Raw genomic sequence first — 21,780 nt, 5'->3', positions numbered from 1 at the left:
CGCGAGGCGTTCCGCCGGAGCTCGGCAACACCGTGCTGACCCCGCACATCGGCAGCGCGGGCACGGCGACCCGCGAGCGGATGTGTGGTCTGTCGGTGTCGAACGTGGCGGCCGTCCTGGACGGGCGCGCACCGCTCACGCCGGTGAATAGCCTTCCACGTACAGCGGGAGGCGGGTGACGAACTGGGCGCCGGGGAAGTGGTCGCTGATCGTCAGGCTCCCCTGGTGCGCCAGGGCGATCTCCCGCGACAGGGCCAGGCCGAGGCCGCTGCCGTCCTTGTCCATGGCCCGGGCCTCGGGCAGGCGGGTGAAGCGCTCGAAGACACAGTCCCGGTACTCGGGCGCGATACCCGGCCCGTCGTCCGTGACCTTGATGACGACGGTCTTGTCCCCTTCGTCCACTGCCACCTGGAGATCGATCCTGGCGCTCGCGTGCCGGGTGGCGTTGTCGAGCAGGTTGGTCAGCAGCCGGTCAAGCTGCAGGGGAGAGCCGAAGACGGGTGCCGTGCCCGGCGCGTCGGTGACGATGCTGACGGCACCTCCGGCGCGGCGCCGCTCCTGCTCCTCCGCCAGGCGGCAGGCGTCGACGACGTGCCGGTCGGTGACCGCGCCCGCGTCCAGCCGGGCCAGCATCAGGAGCTCGTCGATGATGTCGGTCAGGCGGTCGGCGGACATCAGGGCCCTGGCGCCCGTCGACGGCCAGTCCGTGTCGTCCGGGTAGGCGGTGGCGACCTCCAACTGGGTGCGCAGCGCGGTGATGGGGCTGCGCAGCTCGTGCGAGGCGTCGGCCACGAAGCGGCGTTGCGTCTCCACGGAACGTTCCAGGCGTTCGAGGGTGTGGTTGGTGGTCGCGGCCAGCTGGGTGATCTCGTCCCCGTTGTCCGGTACGGGAACCCGGCGGCTCAGGTCGTGCCCGGTGATCTCGGCCAGTTCGGACCGGATGCGCTCGACCGGGCTCAGGGCCTGGCCGACCACGGTCCAGGTGATGCTCCCGACGATGACCAGCACCAGGGGGATGCCGAGGAAGATCACGGCATAGAGCCACCCCAGCGCCCGGTCCACATCGGCCAGGGATGCCGCGCCGTACACCGTCACCAGGCCGTATGGAGTATGCGACTCCATGGCCATGATCAGGTACTTGGCATCGGCCTCTATGACCTCGGGGTCGCCGCTGAGCCGGCCTTCGGTGGTGTAGATCGTTTCCGGCTTGGCCAGCTGGAGGTGCGTGATGGGGGGCTTGCCCCGCAGGTTGTGGCTGGCCGCCAGGACGGTGCCCTCGCGGGAGACCACCTGAAGGAGGTGAACACGGGGCGACGTGGGCAGCATGCTGCGCAGCTGGGTCGTGCGGGCGTCGCTCGCGACCCGCCGTACGTCCAGCTCCACCCTGTTCTGCACGGCGCCGCGGAGGCTGCCGGGCAGCGTCGCAAGGGTGATGACTGCCGTGGAGGTGAGTACCACCGCCGCGATCAGACTCGCCAGCACCGTCAGACGCGCCCGGATTGAGCGAGGAAAGATCTGTTTCACCTGCTAAAGGCCCTCCAATATCACTGTATGTAATCCACTACCCATTCGTGACGTTTAAACCGCTATTGGGCCCTACCTGCTGATATATCTACTTTAGCGGCGCTAAAGAGTAGCGGAGAGTAACAAGATTCGCTTTCGGCGATTCCGCTGTCAGCGTGCATGGCTACCGGGCGGCCGCCGGGGGCGGCAGGGTGTGGGCATGAGACTGCTGGTGCTGGGCGGGACAGAGTTCGTGGGGCGCGCCTTCGTCGACGAGGCGGTCGCCTCCGGCTGGGACGTGACCGTGTTCAACCGGGGCACGCATGCCCCGGCACCCGGGGTGACGGCGCTGCGGGGCGACCGGGCGGAGCCGGACGGGCTGGCCGCGCTCGGCACCGGTGAGTGGGACGTCGTGGTCGACACCTGGTCGTGGGCGCCGTCCGCCGTACGCGACGCGGCGGCGCTGCTGGCCGGGCGGGCGGGACACTACGTCTACGTGTCCAGCCGGTCCGTCTACACCTATCCGACCGCGGCCGGTGCCGGGGAGGACGCTCCGGTGGTGGAGGCATCGGCCGATGACGGCGACGAGGTGGGTTACGCGCGGTTCAAGGCCGGTGGAGAGCTGGCCGCGGTGGCGGCGTTCGGGGAGCGGGCGCTGCTGGCTCGGGCCGGGCTGATTCTGGGGCCCTACGAGAACATCGGGCGGTTGCCGTGGTGGCTGAGCAGGATCGCGCGGGGCGGGCCGGTGCTCGCGCCGGGGCCCGCCGGGCTGCCCCTGCAGTACGTGGACGTGCGCGACCTGGCCCAGTGGTGTCTTGAGGCGGCCGGCGACGGGCTCGGCGGAGCTTACAACGTGGTGAGCCCGTCGGGGTTCGTCACCATGGAGGAGTTGCTGGAGACCTGCGTCCGCGTGACCGGGTCCGGGGCCGGGCTGCGGTGGGTGGAGCCGGAGACGATCCTGGCGGCCGGGGTGGAGCCGTGGACCGACCTGCCGATCTGGCTGCAGGGCGACGACTACGAGGCCATGCACCAGGGTGACGTGCAGAAGGCGGTGGCGGCGGGGCTGCGGTTCCGGCCGGTGGCGGAGACGGTGGCCGACACGTGGGACTGGCTGCGGAGCATCGGCGGCCAGGCGCCCATGCGTACCGACCGGCCGCCCGTCGGCCTGGACCCGAAGGTGGAGGCCACCCTGCTGGACCTCGGCGACTGATCCGGCTTCTGCTCTGGGGCAGGCGAGGTCGCCGGGTGTAATGTCCGATCATGGACACGATGACCGTTGAGCAGAACGGCATCAACGCCGTTCCGGCCGCCGAGCGGCATGGTAAGCCTTCGGACCTGTTCTGGCCGTGGGCCGGCTCCAACCTCTCCCTCTTCGGCGTCGCCTTCGGCGTCTACATCGTCGGGCTGGGCCTGGGGGTCTTCCCGGCGATCATCACCGGGGCGCTCGGCTACGCGCTGTCGTTCGGGCTGGTCGGGCTGGTCGCGATCGCGGGCACCCGGTCGGGGGTGCCGACGATGACACTCGGCCGCGCCCCCTTCGGCTACCAGGGCAACAAGCTGCCGGCCGTCCTGTCCTACATCTCGAACGTCGGCTGGGAGATCGTCCTCGTCACGCTGTCGGCGCAGGGCGGCGCGGCGATCCTGAACCGGGTGGCGCCCGGCATTCCCGGCACGACCGCCGTGGCGGTCTGCTTCGCGGTCGCCGCGCTGGTCGTGATCGTGGTCGGGGTGTACGGCCACGCGTTGATCATGGCGGTGCAGCGGTACCTGACGTACGCGTTCGTCGTGCTGACCGTCGTGTACATGATCCTGATGGCCCCGAGGCTCGGCACCACGCTGAACACGACCGCCGGGCCCGGCGCCTGGGTGGGCGCGGTCATCTTCGCGATGACGCTGCTCGGCCTGGGCTGGGTCAACTGCGGCGCCGACTACTCGCGCTACCTGCCCGCCGGCTCCAAGCCGTCGTCGGTGGCCCTGTGGACGGCGGTGGGCGGGGCCGTGCCGCCCATGGTGCTGCTCGTCTTCGGCGTGCTGCTCGCCGGCGGCGACCCCAAGCTGGCCGCGGCCGCGGGCGCGGATCCGGTCGGGGCACTGGCGAGCGCCCTGCCGACCTGGTTCCTGCTGCCGTACCTGCTGACCGCCATCGGCGGGTTCCTGGCCGGGGCGATCATGGACATCTACTCGTCGGGGCTGTCCATGCTGGCGCTGGGGGTGCCGATCAAGCGGCACTACGCGGTGCTCATCGACGGCGCGCTGATGGTGCTCGGCGGCTACTACCTGCTGTTCGTCTCGTCCAGCTTCCTGGCGACCTTCCAGGCGTTCCTGGCGATCATCGGGGTGGTGATGGCCGCCTGGGTGGCCGTCTTCCTGGTCGACATGTGGCGGTGGCGCGCGGGTGGCCGGTCCTACGACGAGCGGCTGCTGCGCCCCGGCGCGCCCGCCCTGAACTGGCCCGGGGTGATCTCGCTGGTCCTGGCGTCGATCGTGGGCATCGGGCTGATCACCTCCCTGGACCCGAACATCGCCCGTGTGGTGGGCTTCCTGATGAGCGACCAGCTGAAGGCGGGCACGTTCGGGGCGGCCAACATCGGCGTGGTGGTCGCGCTGGTGCTCGCCGGGATCCTCTACTACGTGATCTCGAGTCTGGCGCCCCGCCGTAGGAGCTAGGCGGTCACGATGGCGAAGTCGGGCATCGGGTGGTCGAGTACGGCCACCAGCCGCCGCAGCACCCCGATGTCGCCCTCCCGCTCGACCCGTTCGACCCCCCGGCCGGCCAGCAGGGCGAGCAGTTGTGCCTTGGTCAGCCGCAACGTCAGGTCGACCGGCCCGTCAGGCGGGTCGGCCCGCTGGATGAGCGCTCCGTTCGACAGCGTGGTCCGATACCGCTCGCCCAGATCGGTCAGGTGCCAGTCGATGGACAGGCTCTCGTTCCAGGCCCGCGGCCCGTCGACGCGGATGGCGATCGAGTCGAGGATCTGGTCCACCCCGAGCGCGTCGACCAGGCCGGGCGCGGCCCGCTCCGTGGTGGCCGGCACGACGCCGTCGCTCAGCTCCAGCGCCCCCGTCAGGTAGAGGTTGCGCCAGGTGCCGTTCTCGGCGGCGTGCCCGAGCCGGGTGTACACCTCGGCGAGCAGGTCACGGGCCTCCTTGTTGCCCTCATCGGCGAAGACGGCGTGGTTGAGCAGTTGCGCGGCGAAGCGCAGGTCCTGCTCCTTGAGGTAGGCCCTGGCGAGGGCGACGACGGCTTGCCCGCCGCCGAGACACTCCACGTAGCGGATCGCGCTCTCCCTCGGCGGGTACTCCCACAGATGCGCGGGATTGCCATCGAACCAGCCCAGATAGCGCTGATAGATGGCCTTGACGTTGTGGCCGACCGGGCCGTGGTAACCGTGCGTGTGCCAGACCTGCTCAAGCCCGGGTGGCACCCGCATCGCCTCGGCGATCTCCGCCCCGGTCAGGCCCTTGTTCATCAGCCTCAGGGTCTGGTCGTGCAGGTAGGCGTACAGGTCGCGCTGCTGCGACAGGTATCCGGCGATCTCCGGCCCGCCCCAGATGGGCCAGTGGTGCGAGGCGAAGGCGACGTCGAACTCCCCCGCGAACAGCGTGAGGGTCTCGTCGAGCTGCCGGGCCAGGTCCTTGGCGTCCCGCAGGGGCAGGAGGTTGTGCTGGTTGCGGGTGGCGTTCTCGCTCAGGCACAACGCCCGGTGGCCGGGCAGGTACAGGGCCAGCTCCGGTGGCGCCTCGGCGAGCTGGAAGATGACGCGTACGCCGTCGACCGTCTCCTCCTGGCCCGTACGTTCGACGTGGACCGTGGGGGTGATGAGGGAGATCGTCCCCGGCTTGCCCAGGCCCGTGCCGATCTGGCCGTCCGGTGACCGTTCGAGGGCCTGGCCGTACAGGTAGACGGACCGGCGGGCGGTGGTGGACCAGGCGTGGAGGTGGTCGCGGGCCACGCTCCGCAGGAACCCCGCGGGCGCCAGGACCGGCACGCCGCCGCCCGTGACGCCGCGTACGCCGCCGAAGTGGTCGGCGTGCGGATGCGTGTAGATCACGCCGGTCACCGGTCGCGCGCCGCGATGGGCTCGGTAGAGGCGTAGCGCCGCGGCCGCGCACTCGGTGGAGATGAGCGGATCGATGATGATGACGCCGGTGTCGCCCTCGACGATCGACATGTTCGACAGATCGAACCCGCGTACCTGGTACACGCCGTCCGTCACCTCGTACAGCCCCTGCCGGGCGGACAGGCGCGCCTGCCGCCACAGGCTGGGATGCGCGCTGCCGGGACACTCCTGCTCCAGGAAGGCATTGGAGTCGCCGTCCCAGATGACCTTGCTGTCGGCGGCGCTGACCACCGCCGGACTGAACTTCGCGATGAAGCCGCGGCCCGCCGCCGCCTCGAAGTCACCGCGATCGTGGAGTGGTAGGTCCGCCATGCCCGGGGCCATTCCCGGATACCGGTCAACGCATATCCTCGATAATGGGCAATCCCGACAAAGACCGCAGTAGCTACGGAGGTTCGGTGGAAGCGTGCGTGTTCGATCTCGACGGGGTGCTCGTCGACTCCGAGCCGGTCTGGGAGGAGGTACGCCGGGCGTTCGTCGCCGATCACGGTGGCACCTGGCAGGAGGACACCCAGTCCAGGCTCATGGGCATGAGCACCCAGGAGTGGGCCGCCTACCTGCACGAACTCGGCGTGACCCTGCCTCCCGACGAGATCGCCCGCGGCGTGGTGGACCAGATGGCCGAGCGCTACCGTCACGGCGTACCGCTGATGAAGGGGGCGCCCGAGGCGGTACGGCGCCTGGCGGACGAGCTCCCGCTGGGCCTGGCCAGCTCCTCGCCGCGCGCCCTGATCGAGGTGGTCCTGGACGCGGCCGGGTTCCGTGACCGCTTCGCCGTCACCGTCTCCACCGAGGAGGTGCCGCGCGGCAAGCCCGCCCCCGACGGCTACCTGGAGGCGACCGCCCAGCTCGGCGTCGATCCGCGCGCGTGTGTGGCGGTGGAGGATTCGAGCAACGGCCTGCGCTCGGCGCACGCGGCCGGGATGCGGGTGATCGCCGTCCCCCATCCCCGCTATCCGCCCGCCCCCGACGCGCTGGCCCTCGCCTGGCGGGTCGTGCCCGACCTCGACTCCCTCACCGTGGCGGCGATCGACCGATGATCAGGCTCAGAACTCCCGCCGACCTCGACGCGTGCGTGAAGGCCCTGGCCGAGGTGCAGGCCACCGACCGCTACCCCGTGGACTGGCCCGACGATCCGCACGGCTGGCTGACCCCCGGCGACCTGCTCCGCGCCTGGATCGCCCTGGACGAGGAGAGGGCCGTCGTCGGCCATGTCGGGCTCGCCGAGGTCGAGCCGCGGGTGGCCGAGCTGCTCGGCACGCCCGTCCGGGCGTCCGTGACCCGCCTGTTCGTCACGCCCTCCGCCCGGCGCGGCGGGCTCGCCGCCCGTCTGCTCGACACCGCCTTCGCCGCCGAGGGCGGGCGGCTCACACTGGAGGTCTCCGACGAGGGCACGGCGGCCATCGCCGCCTACGAGAGGTACGGCTGGCTGCGCGTCGCCACTTCCCGGGCCCGATGGCGCAACTCGGCCGGTGAGCCTGCCCTGGTGCACCACTACCTGAGCCCGTGAAGCTATCCTTTCGGAATCGTGCGAGACATCACGGTATTCAGCGGCAGCGCCCACCCCGATCTGGCTGAGGAGATCTGCTCCCACCTGGGCACCCCGCTCCATCCGGTCCAGGTCAACCGGTTCGCCAACGACGTGCTGGAGGTCCAGCTCCAGGCCAACTGCAGGGAACGCGACGTCTTCATCATCCAGCCGCTGGTGCCGCCGGTACAGGAGAACCTGGTCGAGCTGCTGCTCATGCTCGACGCCGCCCGCGGAGCGTCGGCCGCCAGGACGACCGTCGTGATGCCGCATTACGCCTACGCCCGAAGTGACAAGAAGGACGCGCCACGCATCTCCATGGGGGCCAGGCTGGTGGCGGACCTGATGGTGGCGGCGGGCGCCGGGCGGGTGCTGGCGATGACGCTGCACTCGCCGCAGGTGCACGGCTTCTTCAGCGTGCCGGTCGACCACCTGCACGCGCTGCGCGAGCTGGCCGCCCATTTCCGCCAGTACGACCTGTCCAACACCGTCGTCGTCTCCCCCGACCTGGGCAACGCCAAGGAGGCCTCCCACTTCGCCCGGCTGCTCGGTGCCGACGTGGCGATGGGCGCCAAGCAGCGCTTCAGCGACGACCGGGTGGTGATCAGCTCGGTGATCGGCGAGGTCGAGGGCAAGGACGTGATCGTCCTGGACGACGAGATCGCCAGGGGCACGACCGTCATCGAGCTGCTCGACCGGCTGCGCGAGCGCGGTGTCAACTCCGTACGCATCGCGTGCACGCACGGTCTGTTCGCCGCCGGCTCGATCGAGCGACTGAGCTCGCTGCCCGAGGTCGAGGAGATCGTCTGCACCAACACCGTGCCCGGGCCCAAGCCCACGGACAAGCTCACGGTCCTGTCGATCGCCCCGGCGCTGGCCGAGGCGATGCGGCGGATCCACGACGGCGAGTCGGTGAGCGCGCTGTTCGGGACGCCGTGACGCATCAGTAGAGCCTGACGCGCGCCGATGCCCCGGTCACCAGAGCCACCCGTCCTCGCAATCGCGGATCGATCACGGCATGCTCCTCGGATGGTTGATACGAAACTCGCGGGTCAGACCGTGCTCGTCACCGGCGCGAGCGGCGGAATAGGCGCGGCGATCGCGCGGGCCTTCTCGGCCGAGGGGGCGCGGGTGGCGGTGCACTACTTCAGCGAGAGATCCGCTCCTCCGGGCGTCACCTGGGAGCACGTCACCCCCGCCGCGGACGTCGCCGAGGCGCTGGCCGCCGAGCTCGGGGACGCGGTGGCCGTACCCGCCGACCTGCGTGAGCCGGACGCGGCCCGGCACCTGCTCGACGAGGTCGAGCGGCGGCTGGGACCGGTCGACGTGCTGGTGAACAACGCCGCGCACTGCGAGGCCCCGGACGCGTTCGGCTCCCTCACCGCCGATGGCCTGCGCCGCCATTACGAGGTCAACGCGATCGCCCCCGCCCTGCTCGTCTCCGAACTGGCACGGCGGCGGGACGGCCGCCGGCCGTGCGTGGTGAACATCTCCACGGACGCCGCCCGCGCCTTCCCCGGCCAGATCGGGTACGGGACGTCCAAGGCGGCGTTGGAGGCCCTCACCCGGGCCGCCGCGCTCGACCTCGGCGCCGCCGGAATCCGCGTCAACGCGGTGGCCCCCGGCCCCGTGCAGACCGGTTGGATGGACGCCGAGACGTACGCGCGGGCCGGCGAGATCGTGCCGCTGGGCCGCGTGGGCGAGCCGGCCGACATCGCCGACGCCGTCGTGTTCCTCGCCTCGCACCAGGCACGCTGGATCACCGGTCAGGTCCTCCAGGTGGCGGGGGGCCATGCGCTCTAGGCGAAGCCGCCGTTGCTCATCAGCAGCTGACCGTTGATCCACTGGCCCTGCGGGGAACAGAGGAAGTCGACGAGGTGGGCGGTGTCCTGGGGCGTGCCGAGGCGGTTGGACGGGGTCTGGCGGGTGAGGCTCTCCCGGACCTCGTCCGACATCCAGCCGGTGTCCACCGGGCCGGGGTTGATGACGTTGGCGCTGACGCCGAGGTGGGCCAGCTCGCGGGCGGCGGCCAGGATGATGCGGTCCAGGGCGGCCTTGCTCGCGCCGTAGGGCAGGTTGCCGACGGTGTGGTCGCTGGTGAGGCCGATGATCCGGCCGGTCCCGCTGGTGCCCGCGAAACGGCGCCCGTACTCGCGGACCAGCAGCCAGGTGGCGCGCGCGTTGACGGCGAAGTGCCGGTCGAAGCTCGCGATGGTGGTGTCGAGCAGGCTGGAGTCGACCGACTCGCAGTGGCACATCACCAGGGCGGTGACGTTGCCCAACCGGCGTTCGGCCTCGTCGAAGATCCGTGCGGGCGTGTCGACGTCCGCCAGGTCCGCCTCGATCGCCGCGCCGCGCCCGGCGAGGGATTTGCCGATCGCCTCGGCCGCCTCGGGCTCGGCACCCCAGGTCATGCGCTCGTCGTACGGCGTCCAATAGGTGTAGGCGATGTCCCAACCCGAGGCCGCCAACTGGCGGGCGATCCCCGCGCCGATGCCGACGGTGCGGCCCACGCCGGTGACCAGGGCCACTTTTCCGTTGGATCTTGTATCGACCATAGTGGCCATCATGCACGGACCCACCGACCTCCTGCTAACCCGTTTTCTCGACGACCTCAGGCCGTCCGTACCCCTGGTCTCCTTGTGGGCGCACGGGTCGCTCGCGGCGGGCGACTACCAGCCGGGCAAGAGCGATCTCGATCTCATCGCGGTGGTCGAGACGGACGTCACCGAGGAGCAGCGGCAGCGGCTCACCAAGCTGCACGAGCGGCTCAACCTGCCGCTCGTCGAGCACCTGCACTGCTCCTACATGCCCAGGCACCGGCTGGACGACTTCGCGACCGAGCATGTGACCTGGGCGCACCAGGAGCTGTACGAGCGGCCGGTCACCCCGGTGACCCGCCGTGAGCTGCACGCGGGCGCTCTTGAGCTGTACGGCGAGCCGCCCGCGGGACTGCTGCCGCCGGTGTCGGACCAGGAGCTGAGCGAGTTCATCCGGACCGATCTCCGGGACTTCTGGCTGGCCAGGACGCGCGGGCGCAAGCGCTGGCTGCAGGACGTCTGGGTGGATCTCGGGATGATCACCGTCGCCAGAGCCACGGTCACGTTGCGGGACGGACGGCTGATCACCAAACGGGAGGCCCTGGACGTGCTGGCCGAGATGGGCGCGCCGATGAACGTGGTGGAGGACATCCGAGCCCGCAGGTACGACCTGCCGCGGCCGTTCCTGAACCGATACAGGCGGGGGACGCTGGCCCGGGTCTTCATCAGGGCGGCGATCAAGCGCACCCTGGCCTGACAGCCTCAGAGGCGCCCGCTCACCCTGATCCCACGGGGGATAGTGTGGGCCGGGTCATCATCAGAAACCGGGGAAGGGCGGCACATGGGGGAGATCAGAGAGTCCTATCTGGTCGCCGCGGAGTCCGCGGTGGCGCTGCTGCGCGAGCCCGCCGTGGCCGCCGCGTGGAGCAAGCCGAGCGCGCTGAACGAGTTCAGCGTCGCGGGGCTGGCCGCGCACCTGGCCCACCAGCTCGTCCGCATCGACAGCCTGCTCGACGACGGCGGAGTGCCCGGTGAGCCGGTCCCGCTGATCGAGCATTTCTCCAGGTCCCCGTGGGTGCAGGCGGGCCTCGACCATGAGAGCAACGTGGGCATCAGGCGGGCCGGTGAGGCGGCCGCCGCCGACGGCCCGGCGGCGCTGGCCGCCAAGGCCGGAGAGCTGTTCGAGCGGCAGCGGGCCGAGCTGCCGGCGCAGCCCCGCGACAAGGTGGTGCACCTGCCGTGGTCGGGCTGGTCGCTGCGGTTCGACGACTTCCTGCTCACCCGGCTGGTCGAGCTGGTCGTGCACTCCGACGACCTGGCCGCCAGCGTGGGCGTGGAGACTCCCAAGCTGCCGGCCTCGGTCATCGATCCGGTCGTCGAGCTGCTGGCGCGGCTGGCCGTACACCGTCATGGCGCGACGGCGGTGATCCGCACGCTGAGCCGGGCCGAGCGGGCGCCCGCCACGATCAGCGCCTTCTGACCCGAGTCACCCCGAGTTCTGGACCATGCGCAGGGCCGCGACCAACTCGCGGCCCGACAGCGCGCTGTCCGGGTCGACCAGCCACTGCGACAGGAACCCCGTCAGCATGGCCTGGTAGAACGTGCCGACCAGCCGCGCCCGCTCCGGCTCGGCCGCCGGGTCGATGCCCTCGAACAACTCCGCGAGCCCGTCACGCCCTTCTTTGATACCGGCCACGAGCTGCTGCCGGATGTCCGGTGTGTGATCGATCTGGCCCAGCAGCTCGAACTGGGTGACCCAGAGCGGCCGCAGCCGGTCGAATGACTCGATCACCCGGTCCCACGCCGCCTCGAAGCGTTCGAGGGGCGTCGCGTCGGCCTTGATGTCGGCGGTCAGCGTCGCCGCCAGGTCATCGCCCCACTCGCGCATCACCTCGAACAGCACCTCGTTCATCAGCGCTTCCTTCGATCTGAAGTGATAGCCGATGCCCGCCAGGCTCACGCCGGAGGCGGTGGCGATGTCGCGCGCCGTCGTGCGCGAGTAGCCGTTCTCGATCAGGCAACGCTTTGCCCCGGCCAGCAGATCTTCCCGGTTTCCCATACTCCAAAGTCTAACACAATCGTTCTAGACAAGCGTCTGAGACGTGTGTACCTTTCAGGGCATGACGAACATCCTGATCTCCGGCGCGAGCATCGCCGGCACCGCGACGGCTTACTGGCTGCGGCGGCACGGCTTCACCCCCACCGTGGTGGAGCGGGCGCCCGCACTCCGCGAGGGCGGCTACAAGGTCGACATCCGCGGCGTGGCACTCGACGTGATCGAGCGGATGGGCCTGCTCGACGCGGTCCGCGCCAGGAGCACCGACATGCGGATCGCCACGCACTACGACGCCAAGGGCCGGCGGATCGCGGAGATGGACGCCGACCTGTTCGGCGGGCGCGAGGGCACCGACGCCGAGATCATGCGCGGCGACCTCAACGAGCTCCTGTACGACCTGACCCGCGACGACGTCGAGTACATCTTCGACGACTCGATCACCGGCATCTCCGAGGACGGGACGGTGACCTTCGAGCGGTCGGCGCCGCGCCGGTTCGACCTGGTCGTCGGGGCCGACGGGGTGCACTCCAACACCCGCCGGCTGGCCTTCGGCGAGGAGTCGGCCTTCGTCCGCGACCTCGGCTACTACATCTCGATCTGTACGGTCCCCAACCGCCTGGGCCTCGACCGCGAGGAGGCGGTCCACGCCGCCCCCGGCCGGACCGCGAACGTCTACAGCACGCGGCAGGACACCAACGCCAAGGCGCTGTTCATGTGGTCGTCACAGCCGCTCGCCTATGACCATCGCGACCTCGCCCAGCAGAAGGAGTTGCTGGCCCAGGCCATGGCCGGGGTCGAGTGGGAGGTGCCCGAGCTGCTCGAAGCCGTACGCGGATCGACGGACTTCTACTTCGACTCCGTCAGCCAGATCCACATGGACCGCTGGTCGAAGGGCCGGGTCGTGCTGGTGGGCGACGCCGCCTACTGCGCCTCACCGGCCTCGGGCCAGGGCACCAGCCTGGCCCTGGTGGGGGCGTACGTGCTGGCCGGCGAGCTGGCCGCCGGCGGCGGTGTCGACGGTTACGAGCGGGAGATGCGCGGGTTCGTGGACGCCAACCAGAAGTTGGGCCCGGCCAACGTCAAGGGCATGGTGCTGCCGTCGCGCGCGGTCATCTGGTTCCAGACCAGGATGATCAAGCTGCTCCCCCACCTGCCCGGCCGCGACCGGATGATCGACCGCATCGCCGGGCCCATGGCCCGCGCCGCGACGGCCATCACGCTGAAGAACTACGTGGAATAAAGCATTCCGTTCTGATATAGTGAGAACCGAACGTTCCGTTCCAAGCATAGGAGCCTGTCATGACGATTCTCGTCACCGGTGCCACCGGAACCGTCGGCCGCCTCATCGTCGACGAGCTCGCCCGGAACGGGCACCAGGTGCGGGCCCTGACCCGCGACCCGGCCAAGGCCGACCTGCCCGAAGGTGTGGAGGTCGTCGCCGGAGACCTGGCCGAGCCGGGCAGCCTCACGGCCGCCTTCGACGGCGTCGAGGCTGTTCACCTCATCAACTTCGCGGGCGACGACTACGCGCCGTTGAAGACCGGCGAGCAGCTCGTGGAGCTGGCCGCCAAGGCGGGCGTGCGTAAGGTCACCGTCCTGGGCGGGCGTGCCGACGGTCCGCTGGAGCAGGCCCTGGCCGCCAGTGAGCTGGAGTGGACGCTGCTGGAGCCGGTCGAGTTCATGTCCAACACGCTGCAGTGGTGGGCCCAGACGATCAAGGCCGAAGGTGTCATCAGGGAGCCGTTCGGCGGCCGGCTCAGCGCCGTGGTGCACGAGCGTGACATCGCCGCCGTGGCGGCCACCGTGCTGACGAGCGACGGGCACGCGGGTAAGACGTACACGCTGACCGGGCCGCGGGCCATCACCACCACGGAGAAGGTACGCATCCTCAGCGAGGCCGTCGGCCAGGAGATCCGGTTCGTCGAGCTCTCCGAGGACGAGGCCCGCGCCAAGTGGCTCGCCGACGGCATGGGGGCGGAGACGATCGAGTTCCTCATCGGCGCGCTCGGCGACACCCCCGAGGTCGGCTACACGGTGGTCCCGACCGTCGAGCAGGTCACCGGCCGGGCACCGCGTTCCTTCGCCCAGTGGGCCACCGAGCACGCCGTGGCATTCAAGCGCTGAGCGCCCGGCAGCTCAAGCGCTGAGCTCCGCGTAGTAGCAGGCCGCCTGCGCCGCCGTCGTGGCGGGCAGGATGTCGAGCAGCTCCGACCGGCACTTGCCGTCCACGCCCGCCTCGGCCGCCTTGCCGGAGGCGAGCACCTGGCAGCGGGCGTGGAAGCGGCAGCCACCCGGGATCCGCGTCGGGTCCGGTGGCTCACCGGTCAGCACGATCCGCTCGGGCGACTCCGGCAGCACCGACATCAGAGCCTGCGTGTACGGGTGCCGGGGAGCGGTCAGCACCTGCTCGACCGGGCCCGACTCGACGATCCGGCCGAGGTACATGACCGCGACCCGGTCGGCGATGTTCCAGGCCAGCCCGAGGTCGTGGGTGACGACCAGCGCCGACAGGCCCAGATCCGCACGGAGCTTGAGCAGCAGCGCGAGGATCTCGCCCCGCACCGAGGCGTCGAGCGAGGCCACCGGCTCGTCGGCGACCAGCACCTTGGGATTCAGGGCCAGCGCCCCGGCGATGACCACCCGCTGACGCTGACCACCTGACAGCTCGTGCGGATAGCGCTGGAAGAAGCGCTCGGGCGGCCGCAGCCCGGCCCTGGACAGCGCCTCGGCCACGATCTCCCGCTCGCCGGACAGGCTGTGGATACGCGGGCCCTCGGCGACCGCCTCGTAGACGGTGTGCCGCGGGTTCAGCGAGCCCATCGGGTCCTGAAGGACGAGCTGGACGATCTTCCGGTACGCCTTGAGCGCCTTGGAGTGGTAGTCCAGCGCCTTCCCGTCGTACACGACCGAGCCCGAGGTAGGACGTTCCAGGCCCATCAGCGTGCGCGCCAGCGTGGTCTTGCCGCAGCCGGACTCGCCGACGAGCGCCACGATCTCGCCCGCGCCGATCGACAGGTTCACCCCGTCGACCGCACGGGCCCGCCGCCCGCGCGACGGGAACTCCACGTGCAGGTCACGGGCCTCCAGCAGGGTGTGGTGCGCCGTGTCAGTGGTGTCCGAGGACGTCTCCGTCTCGATCATGAGGCCTCCTCCTTCGCCCGTACGTGCACGCAGGCGGCGGTACGGCCGCCGCCCGCGGGCCAGAGCTCGACATCGAGGGTCGCGCACTCCTCCAGCGCCACCGGGCAGCGCGGATGGAACGTGCAGCCGGTGGGCAGGTCCATCGGATCCGGCGGATCGCCGCCGAGGCCCTTGGGCGCCAGCCGCGACACCGGATCGCCGACCGTGGGGAAGGCCGCCGCCAGTGCCCCCGTGTAGGGGTGCCTGGCCTCGTGGAACACCTCGCGCGACGGGCCGTTCTCCACGACGCGGCCCGCGTACATGACCGCGAGCTGGTCGCAGACGTCGGCGAGCACCGAGAGGTCGTGCGAGATCATGACCAGCGAGATGTTCTGCTCGGCGATCAGTTCCTTGATCAAGGTCAGCACCTGGGCCTGGACCATCACGTCGAGCGCGGTCGTCGGCTCGTCGGCGATGATCAGCCGCGGCGAGCAGGCCAGCGCCATCGCGATCATCACGCGCTGCCGCTGGCCGCCGGAGAGCTCGTGCGGGTAGCTGCGGGCCCGCCAGGTGGGCAGGCCGACCTGTTCGAGCAGCTCGGCCACCCGCTTGCCGGCCTGGTCGGGCTTGGCCAGGTTGTGCACCAGCAGCGGCTCGGCGATCTGGTCGCCAATCCGCTGCACCGGGTTGAGACCGTGCTGGGCACCCTGGAAGACGATCGACGCCTCGGCCCAGCGGACCGCGCGCATCCGGCCCCACTTCATGGTGAGGATGTCCTCGCCGTCGAGCAGGATCCGGCCGCCGACGCGGGCGTCGCGCGGCAGCAGCCGCAGCAGCGCCATGGCCAGCGTCGACTTGCCGGACCCCGACTCGCCCGCTACCCCGAGCGCCGCTCCCGAGTCCAGCTTCAGAGAAACTCCCCGTACGGCCGGCACCTCGCCCGAGGCGATACGGTACGTCACCGAGAGGTCGTCGAGTTCGAGCAGGGTCATGCGCCCGCCTTCCTGAGCCGCGGGTTGAGCACGGCTTCCAGTGCGCGTCCCACCAGCGTGAACGCCATGACGACGGCGAGGATGCACAGGCCGGGGATGAGGATGTACCACCACGCGCCTTCATTGGGAGCGCCGAAGTCGTAGGACGCGCGCAGCATCGTGCCCCAGGAGGTCTTGTTCGAGCTGACACCGAGGAAGGCCAGCGTGGACTCGGTGACGATCGCGCTGGCGACCTCCAGCGTGGTGCTGGCGAGCAGCAGCGGCGCCACGTTCGGCAGCACGTGCCGCGTGGTGATGTGCCAGTGCCCGCCGCCGAGCGCCTTCGACCGCTCGATGTACGGCCTGGCCTCCACGGACAGCGTCTGCGACCTGATCAGCCGGGCGGTGGACGGCCAGGTGGTGATGCCGATGGCCACGATGATCGTGGCCGTGCTGCCACCCAGGATGGCCGCCAGCACCAGCGCCGTGATCAGCGAGGGCAGCACCAGGAACCAGTCGGTGACCCGCATGAGCACGGCCCCGATCCAGCCGCGGAAGTGTCCGGCGGCGATGCCGACGATCATGCCGATAACGATGCTCAGCAGGGCGGCGAGGAAGCCGATGAGCAGCGAGGTGCGGGAGCCCCACCAGACCATCAGCAGGATGGACCGGCCGGACTCGTCGGTGCCGAACGGCTCCGCGAGGCTGGGCGCCGCGAAGTCTTCGCCCGTCCCGCTCACCACGCTGGTCACGCCGTCATCGATGAACAGCGGCGCGACCAGGGCCAAAAGGACCGCGATGACCAGCACCACCAGCCCGGCCATCCCGGCCCGCTCCTGACGGAAGCTCCCCCAGAAGCGGCCGAGTGCCAGCCGCCTGCGGGACGCGGCGACGGAGGTCATGCCGACCTCACCCTCGGGTCGATGATGTGGTACACCACGTCGGCCAGCGTGTTCATGAGGATCACCGACACGGTGATCAGCATGAACGTGCCTTGCATGAGTGTGAAGTCAGGCACCCTGATCGCCTCGTAGAACAGCTGCCCGAGTCCGGGCCAGCTGTAGATGGTCTCGACGGTGACCGCGCCGCCGACCACGAAGCCGATGCGCATGAAGACCAGGGTCACCGTGGGCAGCAGCGCGTTGGGGACCGCGTGGCGCCGCCGTACCTCCTCGTCGCGCAGGCCCTTGGCGCGGGCCACGTTCACGTAGTCCTGGCCCACCTCCTCCAGCAGCGACGACCGCATGACCAACAGGTATTGCGCGTAGACCACGGCCACGAGGGTCAGGCACGGCAGCACCATGTGCATGCCCACGTCGAGCACGTAGGCGAAGCCGTCGGGCGCGTCCACGCTCTCGATGCCCCGGGTCGGGAAGAGGCCGGGGATCGGCCCGATCCCGACACCGAACACCATGAGCAACAGCAGCCCCAACCAGAACGTCGGCATGGACCACAGCACCAGCGAGACGCCCGTGGATATCTGGTCGAAGCGGCTGCCGCGCCGCCATCCGGCCCGCTGGCCCTGCCAGATCCCGAGGCTGACCGCGATGACCAGGCCGCCGCCCGCGAGCAGCAGCGTCGCGGGGAATCGTTCACCGATGAGGTCGAGGACCGGCCGCTTGTACTCGTAGGAGGTGCCCAGGTCGAAGTGGAGCGTCTTGCCGACGAAGTCGAAGAACTGGTCGATCATCGACTTGTCCAGGCCGAGCCGGTGCCGTTCCAGGGCGAGCTGCGTCGGGGTCATGTTGCGGCCCTGCGCGAGGTTGCGCACGGGGTCGCCGGGCAGCAGCCGGAACACGAAGAACGTGCCGACGATCACCATGGCGATGCTGAACAACGCCCCGCCGACCTTCGACAGCGCGTACTTCAGCGTGCCGCGGTAGGCGGGGCGGTCGTCACCAGAGCCCGCCGCCTGGACGGCGGGCTCTGCCGCTTCGAGCGGAGTGGTCATTCGCGCTCGTCGGCGACGCTCTTACGCCGCCGGGTCAGGAAGAACGCGGCGAGGCCGATGACCACGACACCGCCGACCACGCCGGCGATGAGGCCGGTGTTGGAGCCGCCGGCGGCCGCGGACCCCGCCGTGGCGGTGGCCTTGACGTCCATGGCGTAGAACGGATAGCCGCTGCTGCCGCCGTAGATCAGGCCCTTGTCCTCGGGGACCGGGGTGACGCTGGTGATCCGGTCCTTGCGGTAGCCCTCAAGGTCGTTCGGGTAGTAGATGGCGATCACCGGAGCGTCGGTGTAGAGGCGCTCCTGCATCTTCTTGATGATCTCCACGCGCTTGGCCCGGTCGAGCTCCTTGAGCTGCTCCTGGTAGAGCTTCTCGAAGGTCGGGTCGCAGTAGAACGACTCGGTGCCGCCACCCTCGCCCGCCGCGGTGGGCCTGCGGCTGCACAGGTGCGTGGCCAGGACCTCTTCGGGGTCGGGGTTGACCGACCAGCCGCTGATCGCGATGTCGTACAGCCCCGTGACGCCCGTCTGCTCGCTGAACTTGCTGGAGTCGAGCTTCACCGTGGTCAGCGTGACGCCGATCTCCTTGAAGAAGCCCGTCAGGTATTCGGCGAGCTTGTCCTCGATCGGGGTGTCGGTGTGGATGCTGAAGCGGAACTCCAGCTTCTTCTTGCCGTCGGGCATCGTACGGACGCCGTCGGCGCCCTTCTTGTAGCCGGCGTCATCGAGGATCTTGTTGGCCTTGGCGACGTCGTAGGTGACCTTCTGGTCGCCGGTGGCCTCCCAGAAGAACTCCTTGTACAGCGGCGGGATGATCGAGCCGTCGGCGGGCTTGGCCAGGCCGCTCTGCACCTCGTCGGCCAGCTTCTGCTTGTCGATCGCGTAGTGCAGCGCGGTGCGCACCTTCGGGTCCTTCAGCGCGGGGTGACCGTCGCCGACGGGCTTGTTGTCCGTGGTGGTGGCGCCTGGGTTGACCTCCAGGTACGCGGCGCGGCGGCCCTGCGTGTTCCACTGCTCGATGTTGGGGTCGCCCTTGATCGACTCGAAGTCCGGCGGCGTCATGCGGCCGATCAGGTCGATGTCACCCTTCTTCAGGCCCGCGATGGCGGCCTGCGGGTTGTCATAGAAGATGAACTGCAGCTCGTCGATCTTGGGCTTGCCCAGCCAGTAGTCGGGGTTGGCCTTGAGCTTGACGTACTGGTCCTTCTTCTGCTCGACCGCGATGTACGGCCCGCTGCCCACGGCCGGGTAGACATCGGCCTCGTACTTGGCGATGTCGGTGACCTTCTCCCAGACATGCTTGGGCATGATCGGGATCGGGTTCTCCAGCATGGACGCCTGCGGCGCCTTGGTCTTGATGACCAGCTCCTGGCCATTGGCGGTGACGCTCTCGAAGTTCTCGACGGCCGGACCGTTGGCGGTCTTCGCGGCGTCGTCGGTCATGACCTTGTTGAACGTCCAGGCCGCGTCCTCGGCGGTGATCGGCTGGCCGTCGGACCACTTGGCGCTGCGGATCTTGAAGATCCACGTGAGCCCGTCGGGCGAAGTCGTCCACGACTCGGCCAGGTCCGGGCTGGGCTTCAGCGTCTTGGGGTCGGGCACGGTCAGGAAGCTGTACATCTCACGCTGGATCGCCGACGAGACCAGCCTGACCGCCAGGAAGGGGTTCATCGAGTCCATCGACTGCGTGGCACCGATGCGAACGATCTTCTTCCCCGCTGCCGGTTCCGCGGCTTGGGCCGCCTGGCCCTGACCTGCAACTAATACCGCTACGCCCAGCAGAGCCAGGCGTGCGAACCATTTCCTCATTGTGCCTCACCTTCAGGCGGGGGTTTCCTGTGTAGAGAAAGGCACACCATACGAACACCGCGTGTCAACGAGTGACGGAAAATTGTTTCACCTTCGTTTCCTTGAGCGGTGTAAATTTTCAGCCGAGCTCAAGGACCGTTCCGTCGCTCACGCTCAGGCGGCGATCGACGTGAACGGCATCGAGCATCCGCCGATCGTGGGTGACCAGCAACAGCGTGCCAGGGTAGCTCGACAGAGCCGACTCCAGTTGCTCGATCGCGGGGAGATCGAGATGGTTCGTCGGCTCGTCCAGCACCAGCAGGTTAACGCCTCTGGCCTGCAACAAGGCCAGCGCCGCGCGGGTACGCTCGCCGGGCGACAGCGTGTCGGCGGGCCGCAGCACGTGCGCGGCCCGCAGCCCGAACTTCGCCAGCAGCGTCCGCACCTCGGCGGGCGGCAGCTCCGGCGTCTGCGCGGCGAAGGCGTCCAGCAGCGGCTCCCCGCCCTCGAACAGCCCTCTGACCTGGTCCACCTCGCCGACCACCACGCCGGGCCCGAGCGTGGCGTGCCCGTCGTCGAGCGGGGTGCGCCCGAGCAGCGCGGCCAGCAGCGTCGTCTTGCCCGCGCCGTTGGACCCGGTGATCGCCACCCGTTCGGCCCAGCCGATCTCCAGATCGACCGGCCCGAGCGTGAACGCGCCCCTTTTGACCACCGCGCCACGCAGTGTGGCCACCACCGCGCCGGAGCGGGGCGCGGCGGCGATCTCCATCCGCAGCTCCCACTCCTTGCGCGGCTCCTCGACCACCTCCAGGCGCTCAATGAGCTTCTCCGACTGGCGGGCCTTGGCGGCCTGCTTCTCGGTCGTCTCGATGCGCGTGTTGCGGCCGATCTTGTCGTTGTCAGGCGCCTTGCGCCGGGCGTTCCTGACACCCTTCTCCATCCAGGCCCGCTGTGTCCTGGCCCGGGCCTCCAACTGGGATCGGGTGTCGGCGTACTCCTCGAACCGCTCCCGGGCGTGCCGCCGAGCCACCTCGCGCTCGTCCAAGTAGGCTTGGTAGCCGCCCCCGTACAGCCGGATCTGCTGCTGGGCCAGATCGAGCTCCAGCACCTTGGTGACGGTCCTGGCCAGGAACTCGCGGTCGTGGCTGACCACCACCGTGCCGGCCCGCAGGCCGTGGACGAAGCCCTCCAGCCGGTCCAGCCCGTCGAGGTCGAGGTCGTTGGTCGGCTCGTCGAGCAGGAACAGGTCATAGCGGCTGAGCAGCAGCGAGGCCAGCCCCGCGCGGGCCGCCTGGCCGCCGGACAGCGAGGTCATGGGCTGCTCCAGGTCCACCGGCAGCCCGATCTCCGCCGCCCGCTCCTCCAGATCGGCGCCGCCGAGCGCGAGCCAGCGCTCCAGCGCGACGCTGTAGTCGTCGTCGGCACCCGGCCGCTCCTCGACCAGGCCCTGGGTGGCGTCGTCGAGCTCACGCTGCGCCCGCTCGACGCCGGTGCGCCTGGCCAGGAACCGCGCGACCGTCTCGCCGGGGCGGCGCTCGGGCTCCTGCGGCAGATGGCCGACCGTGGCCGTGGCGGGGCTGAGCCGTATCGAACCCTCCTCGGGCCGGTCGAGCCCGGCCAGCAGGCGCAGCAGCGTGGACTTGCCCGCCCCGTTGGCCCCCACGAGCCCGATGACGTCGCCGGGGGCCACCACCAGGTCGAGGCCCGAGAACAGGACCCGCTCGCCGTGCCCCGCCGCGAGGTCCTTCACCACCATCGTCGCGCTCATGTAGATCGATGCTACTAACGTGAGCCAAATGCCTCGCTGGCCCGTACTCGCCGCCGCCGTCGTCACCGTCATGGCCGGGCTGGGGGTACGGCTGCTGTGGGATGGCCCGTTCGCCAAATATTCGGGGGACGCGCTCTACACGGTCCTGATCTACCTGCTCATCGTGCTCGTCCTGCCGCGCGTCCGGCCGGTGTGGGCGGCGCTGGGGGCGACCGGGCTGAGCTGGGCGATCGAGTTCGCCCAGCTCTGGGAGATCCCGCCGCTGCTCCGGCCGCTGCTGGGCAGCACCTTCAACCCGCCCGACCTGTTCTGGTACGCCGTGGGGGCCGCGGTCGCGGGTGCGGTGCACCTGCGGTGCCTATTTAGGTAAAGAACGGTCCTTACCAGGTCGAAACTCGGCTGTAACGCCTTGCCTGTGGACTGGAAATGGTCTAG

Annotated in this window: 21 protein-coding genes; 11 read left to right on the top strand and 10 right to left on the bottom strand. The window is 69.9% G+C overall.

The window, feature by feature from the left end:
- Positions 1-135 precede the first annotated feature (135 nt).
- On the bottom strand, positions 136-1,482 hold the full coding sequence (locus ACGFNP_RS14290; protein ID WP_358337408.1) for a HAMP domain-containing sensor histidine kinase: 1,347 nt from the start codon (positions 1,480-1,482) through the stop codon (positions 136-138).
- Between the two features lie 241 nt (positions 1,483-1,723).
- Between ACGFNP_RS14290 and ACGFNP_RS14285 the strand changes: the two genes are divergently transcribed.
- Both ACGFNP_RS14285 and ACGFNP_RS14280 read left to right on the top strand, forming a co-directional pair.
- Positions 1,724-2,713 (top strand): NAD-dependent epimerase/dehydratase family protein, encoded by a 990-nt coding sequence (locus ACGFNP_RS14285; protein ID WP_393318423.1) that lies wholly within the window; start codon positions 1,724-1,726, stop codon positions 2,711-2,713.
- Between the two features lie 50 nt (positions 2,714-2,763).
- Positions 2,764-4,170 carry a purine-cytosine permease family protein gene (locus ACGFNP_RS14280; protein WP_393318420.1) on the top strand — a complete coding sequence of 469 codons (1,407 nt, stop codon included), beginning with the start codon at positions 2,764-2,766 and terminating at the stop codon, positions 4,168-4,170.
- Here ACGFNP_RS14280 and ACGFNP_RS14275 read toward each other — a convergent pair.
- The gene (locus ACGFNP_RS14275; protein ID WP_393318417.1) at positions 4,167-5,936 is read right to left on the bottom strand and encodes an alkyl/aryl-sulfatase; all 1,770 of its coding nucleotides are present in this window, start codon (positions 5,934-5,936) and stop codon (positions 4,167-4,169) included. The genes ACGFNP_RS14280 and ACGFNP_RS14275 overlap by 4 nt on opposite strands.
- Before the next feature lie 86 nt (positions 5,937-6,022).
- On the opposite strand from ACGFNP_RS14275, the gene ACGFNP_RS14270 reads away from it, so the two are divergent.
- The 4 genes from ACGFNP_RS14270 to ACGFNP_RS14255 all read left to right on the top strand — a co-directional run bounded on the left by ACGFNP_RS14270 (position 6,023) and on the right by ACGFNP_RS14255 (position 8,955).
- Positions 6,023-6,664 (top strand): HAD family phosphatase, encoded by a 642-nt coding sequence (locus tag ACGFNP_RS14270; protein WP_358337421.1) that lies wholly within the window; start codon positions 6,023-6,025, stop codon positions 6,662-6,664.
- Entirely contained in the window at positions 6,661-7,134 is a 474-nt protein-coding gene (locus ACGFNP_RS14265) for a GNAT family N-acetyltransferase (RefSeq protein WP_393318413.1), read from the top strand. The genes ACGFNP_RS14270 and ACGFNP_RS14265 overlap by 4 nt, the downstream gene beginning before the upstream one ends.
- 18 nt (positions 7,135-7,152) lie before the next feature.
- A complete protein-coding gene (locus tag ACGFNP_RS14260; protein ID WP_358337427.1) occupies positions 7,153-8,091 on the top strand; it encodes a ribose-phosphate pyrophosphokinase in 939 nt (312 codons plus the stop codon).
- Between the two features lie 90 nt (positions 8,092-8,181).
- Positions 8,182-8,955 (top strand): SDR family NAD(P)-dependent oxidoreductase, encoded by a 774-nt coding sequence (locus tag ACGFNP_RS14255; RefSeq protein WP_393318409.1) that lies wholly within the window; start codon positions 8,182-8,184, stop codon positions 8,953-8,955.
- Here ACGFNP_RS14255 and ACGFNP_RS14250 read toward each other — a convergent pair.
- The gene (locus ACGFNP_RS14250) at positions 8,952-9,710 is read right to left on the bottom strand and encodes an SDR family oxidoreductase (protein WP_393318406.1); all 759 of its coding nucleotides are present in this window, start codon (positions 9,708-9,710) and stop codon (positions 8,952-8,954) included. The genes ACGFNP_RS14255 and ACGFNP_RS14250 overlap by 4 nt on opposite strands.
- A gap of 10 nt (positions 9,711-9,720) precedes the next feature.
- Here ACGFNP_RS14250 and ACGFNP_RS14245 point away from each other — a divergent pair, with 10 nt between their 5' ends.
- Together ACGFNP_RS14245 and ACGFNP_RS14240 are read left to right on the top strand one after the other, a co-directional pair.
- Positions 9,721-10,449 (top strand): nucleotidyltransferase domain-containing protein, encoded by a 729-nt coding sequence (locus ACGFNP_RS14245; protein WP_393318403.1) that lies wholly within the window; start codon positions 9,721-9,723, stop codon positions 10,447-10,449.
- Positions 10,450-10,533: 84 nt separating this feature from the next.
- Entirely contained in the window at positions 10,534-11,172 is a 639-nt protein-coding gene (locus tag ACGFNP_RS14240) for a maleylpyruvate isomerase N-terminal domain-containing protein (protein ID WP_358337438.1), read from the top strand.
- Positions 11,173-11,178: 6 nt separating this feature from the next.
- Here ACGFNP_RS14240 and ACGFNP_RS14235 read toward each other — a convergent pair whose 3' ends face one another.
- Positions 11,179-11,751, bottom strand: a complete 573-nt coding sequence (locus ACGFNP_RS14235) for a TetR/AcrR family transcriptional regulator (RefSeq protein ID WP_393318400.1) — start codon at positions 11,749-11,751, stop codon at positions 11,179-11,181.
- 61 nt (positions 11,752-11,812) lie between these two features.
- On the opposite strand from ACGFNP_RS14235, the gene ACGFNP_RS14230 reads away from it, so the two are divergent.
- Positions 11,813-12,988 (top strand): FAD-dependent monooxygenase, encoded by a 1,176-nt coding sequence (locus ACGFNP_RS14230; RefSeq protein ID WP_393318397.1) that lies wholly within the window; start codon positions 11,813-11,815, stop codon positions 12,986-12,988.
- A gap of 59 nt (positions 12,989-13,047) precedes the next feature.
- Positions 13,048-13,872, top strand: a complete 825-nt coding sequence (locus ACGFNP_RS14225) for an NAD(P)H-binding protein (protein WP_393318394.1) — start codon at positions 13,048-13,050, stop codon at positions 13,870-13,872.
- A 12-nt stretch (positions 13,873-13,884) separates the two neighbouring features.
- Here the strand turns inward: ACGFNP_RS14225 and ACGFNP_RS14220 are convergent, their stop codons facing one another.
- From ACGFNP_RS14220 to ACGFNP_RS14195, 6 genes are all read right to left on the bottom strand, one after another.
- Complete coding sequence (locus ACGFNP_RS14220; protein ID WP_393318391.1) at positions 13,885-14,889, bottom strand: ABC transporter ATP-binding protein; 1,005 nt, start codon at positions 14,887-14,889, stop codon at positions 13,885-13,887.
- Entirely contained in the window at positions 14,886-15,860 is a 975-nt protein-coding gene (locus tag ACGFNP_RS14215; protein WP_358337456.1) for an ABC transporter ATP-binding protein, read from the bottom strand. The genes ACGFNP_RS14220 and ACGFNP_RS14215 overlap by 4 nt, the downstream gene beginning before the upstream one ends.
- The gene (locus tag ACGFNP_RS14210) at positions 15,857-16,741 is read right to left on the bottom strand and encodes an ABC transporter permease (RefSeq protein WP_393318387.1); all 885 of its coding nucleotides are present in this window, start codon (positions 16,739-16,741) and stop codon (positions 15,857-15,859) included. The genes ACGFNP_RS14215 and ACGFNP_RS14210 overlap by 4 nt, the downstream gene beginning before the upstream one ends.
- Positions 16,738-17,790 (bottom strand): ABC transporter permease, encoded by a 1,053-nt coding sequence (locus ACGFNP_RS14205; protein WP_393318384.1) that lies wholly within the window; start codon positions 17,788-17,790, stop codon positions 16,738-16,740. Before ACGFNP_RS14205 ends, ACGFNP_RS14210 begins: the two co-directional genes overlap by 4 nt.
- Positions 17,787-19,598, bottom strand: coding sequence for an ABC transporter substrate-binding protein (locus ACGFNP_RS14200; RefSeq protein ID WP_358337465.1), 1,812 nt, complete (start codon positions 19,596-19,598; stop codon positions 17,787-17,789). The genes ACGFNP_RS14205 and ACGFNP_RS14200 overlap by 4 nt, the downstream gene beginning before the upstream one ends.
- Before the next feature lie 118 nt (positions 19,599-19,716).
- Complete coding sequence (locus tag ACGFNP_RS14195; RefSeq protein ID WP_358337468.1) at positions 19,717-21,345, bottom strand: ABC-F family ATP-binding cassette domain-containing protein; 1,629 nt, start codon at positions 21,343-21,345, stop codon at positions 19,717-19,719.
- A 28-nt stretch (positions 21,346-21,373) separates the two neighbouring features.
- On the opposite strand from ACGFNP_RS14195, the gene ACGFNP_RS14190 reads away from it, so the two are divergent.
- On the top strand, positions 21,374-21,715 hold the full coding sequence (locus ACGFNP_RS14190) for a DUF2809 domain-containing protein (protein WP_393318381.1): 342 nt from the start codon (positions 21,374-21,376) through the stop codon (positions 21,713-21,715).
- Positions 21,716-21,780 lie beyond the last annotated feature (65 nt).

Source organism: Nonomuraea sp. NPDC049269, assembly GCF_043197155.1.
GTDB lineage: Bacteria > Actinomycetota > Actinomycetes > Streptosporangiales > Streptosporangiaceae > Nonomuraea.
The sequence above is the reverse complement of the archived record's forward strand: the minus strand, read 5'-3'. Positions and strand labels throughout refer to the sequence as shown.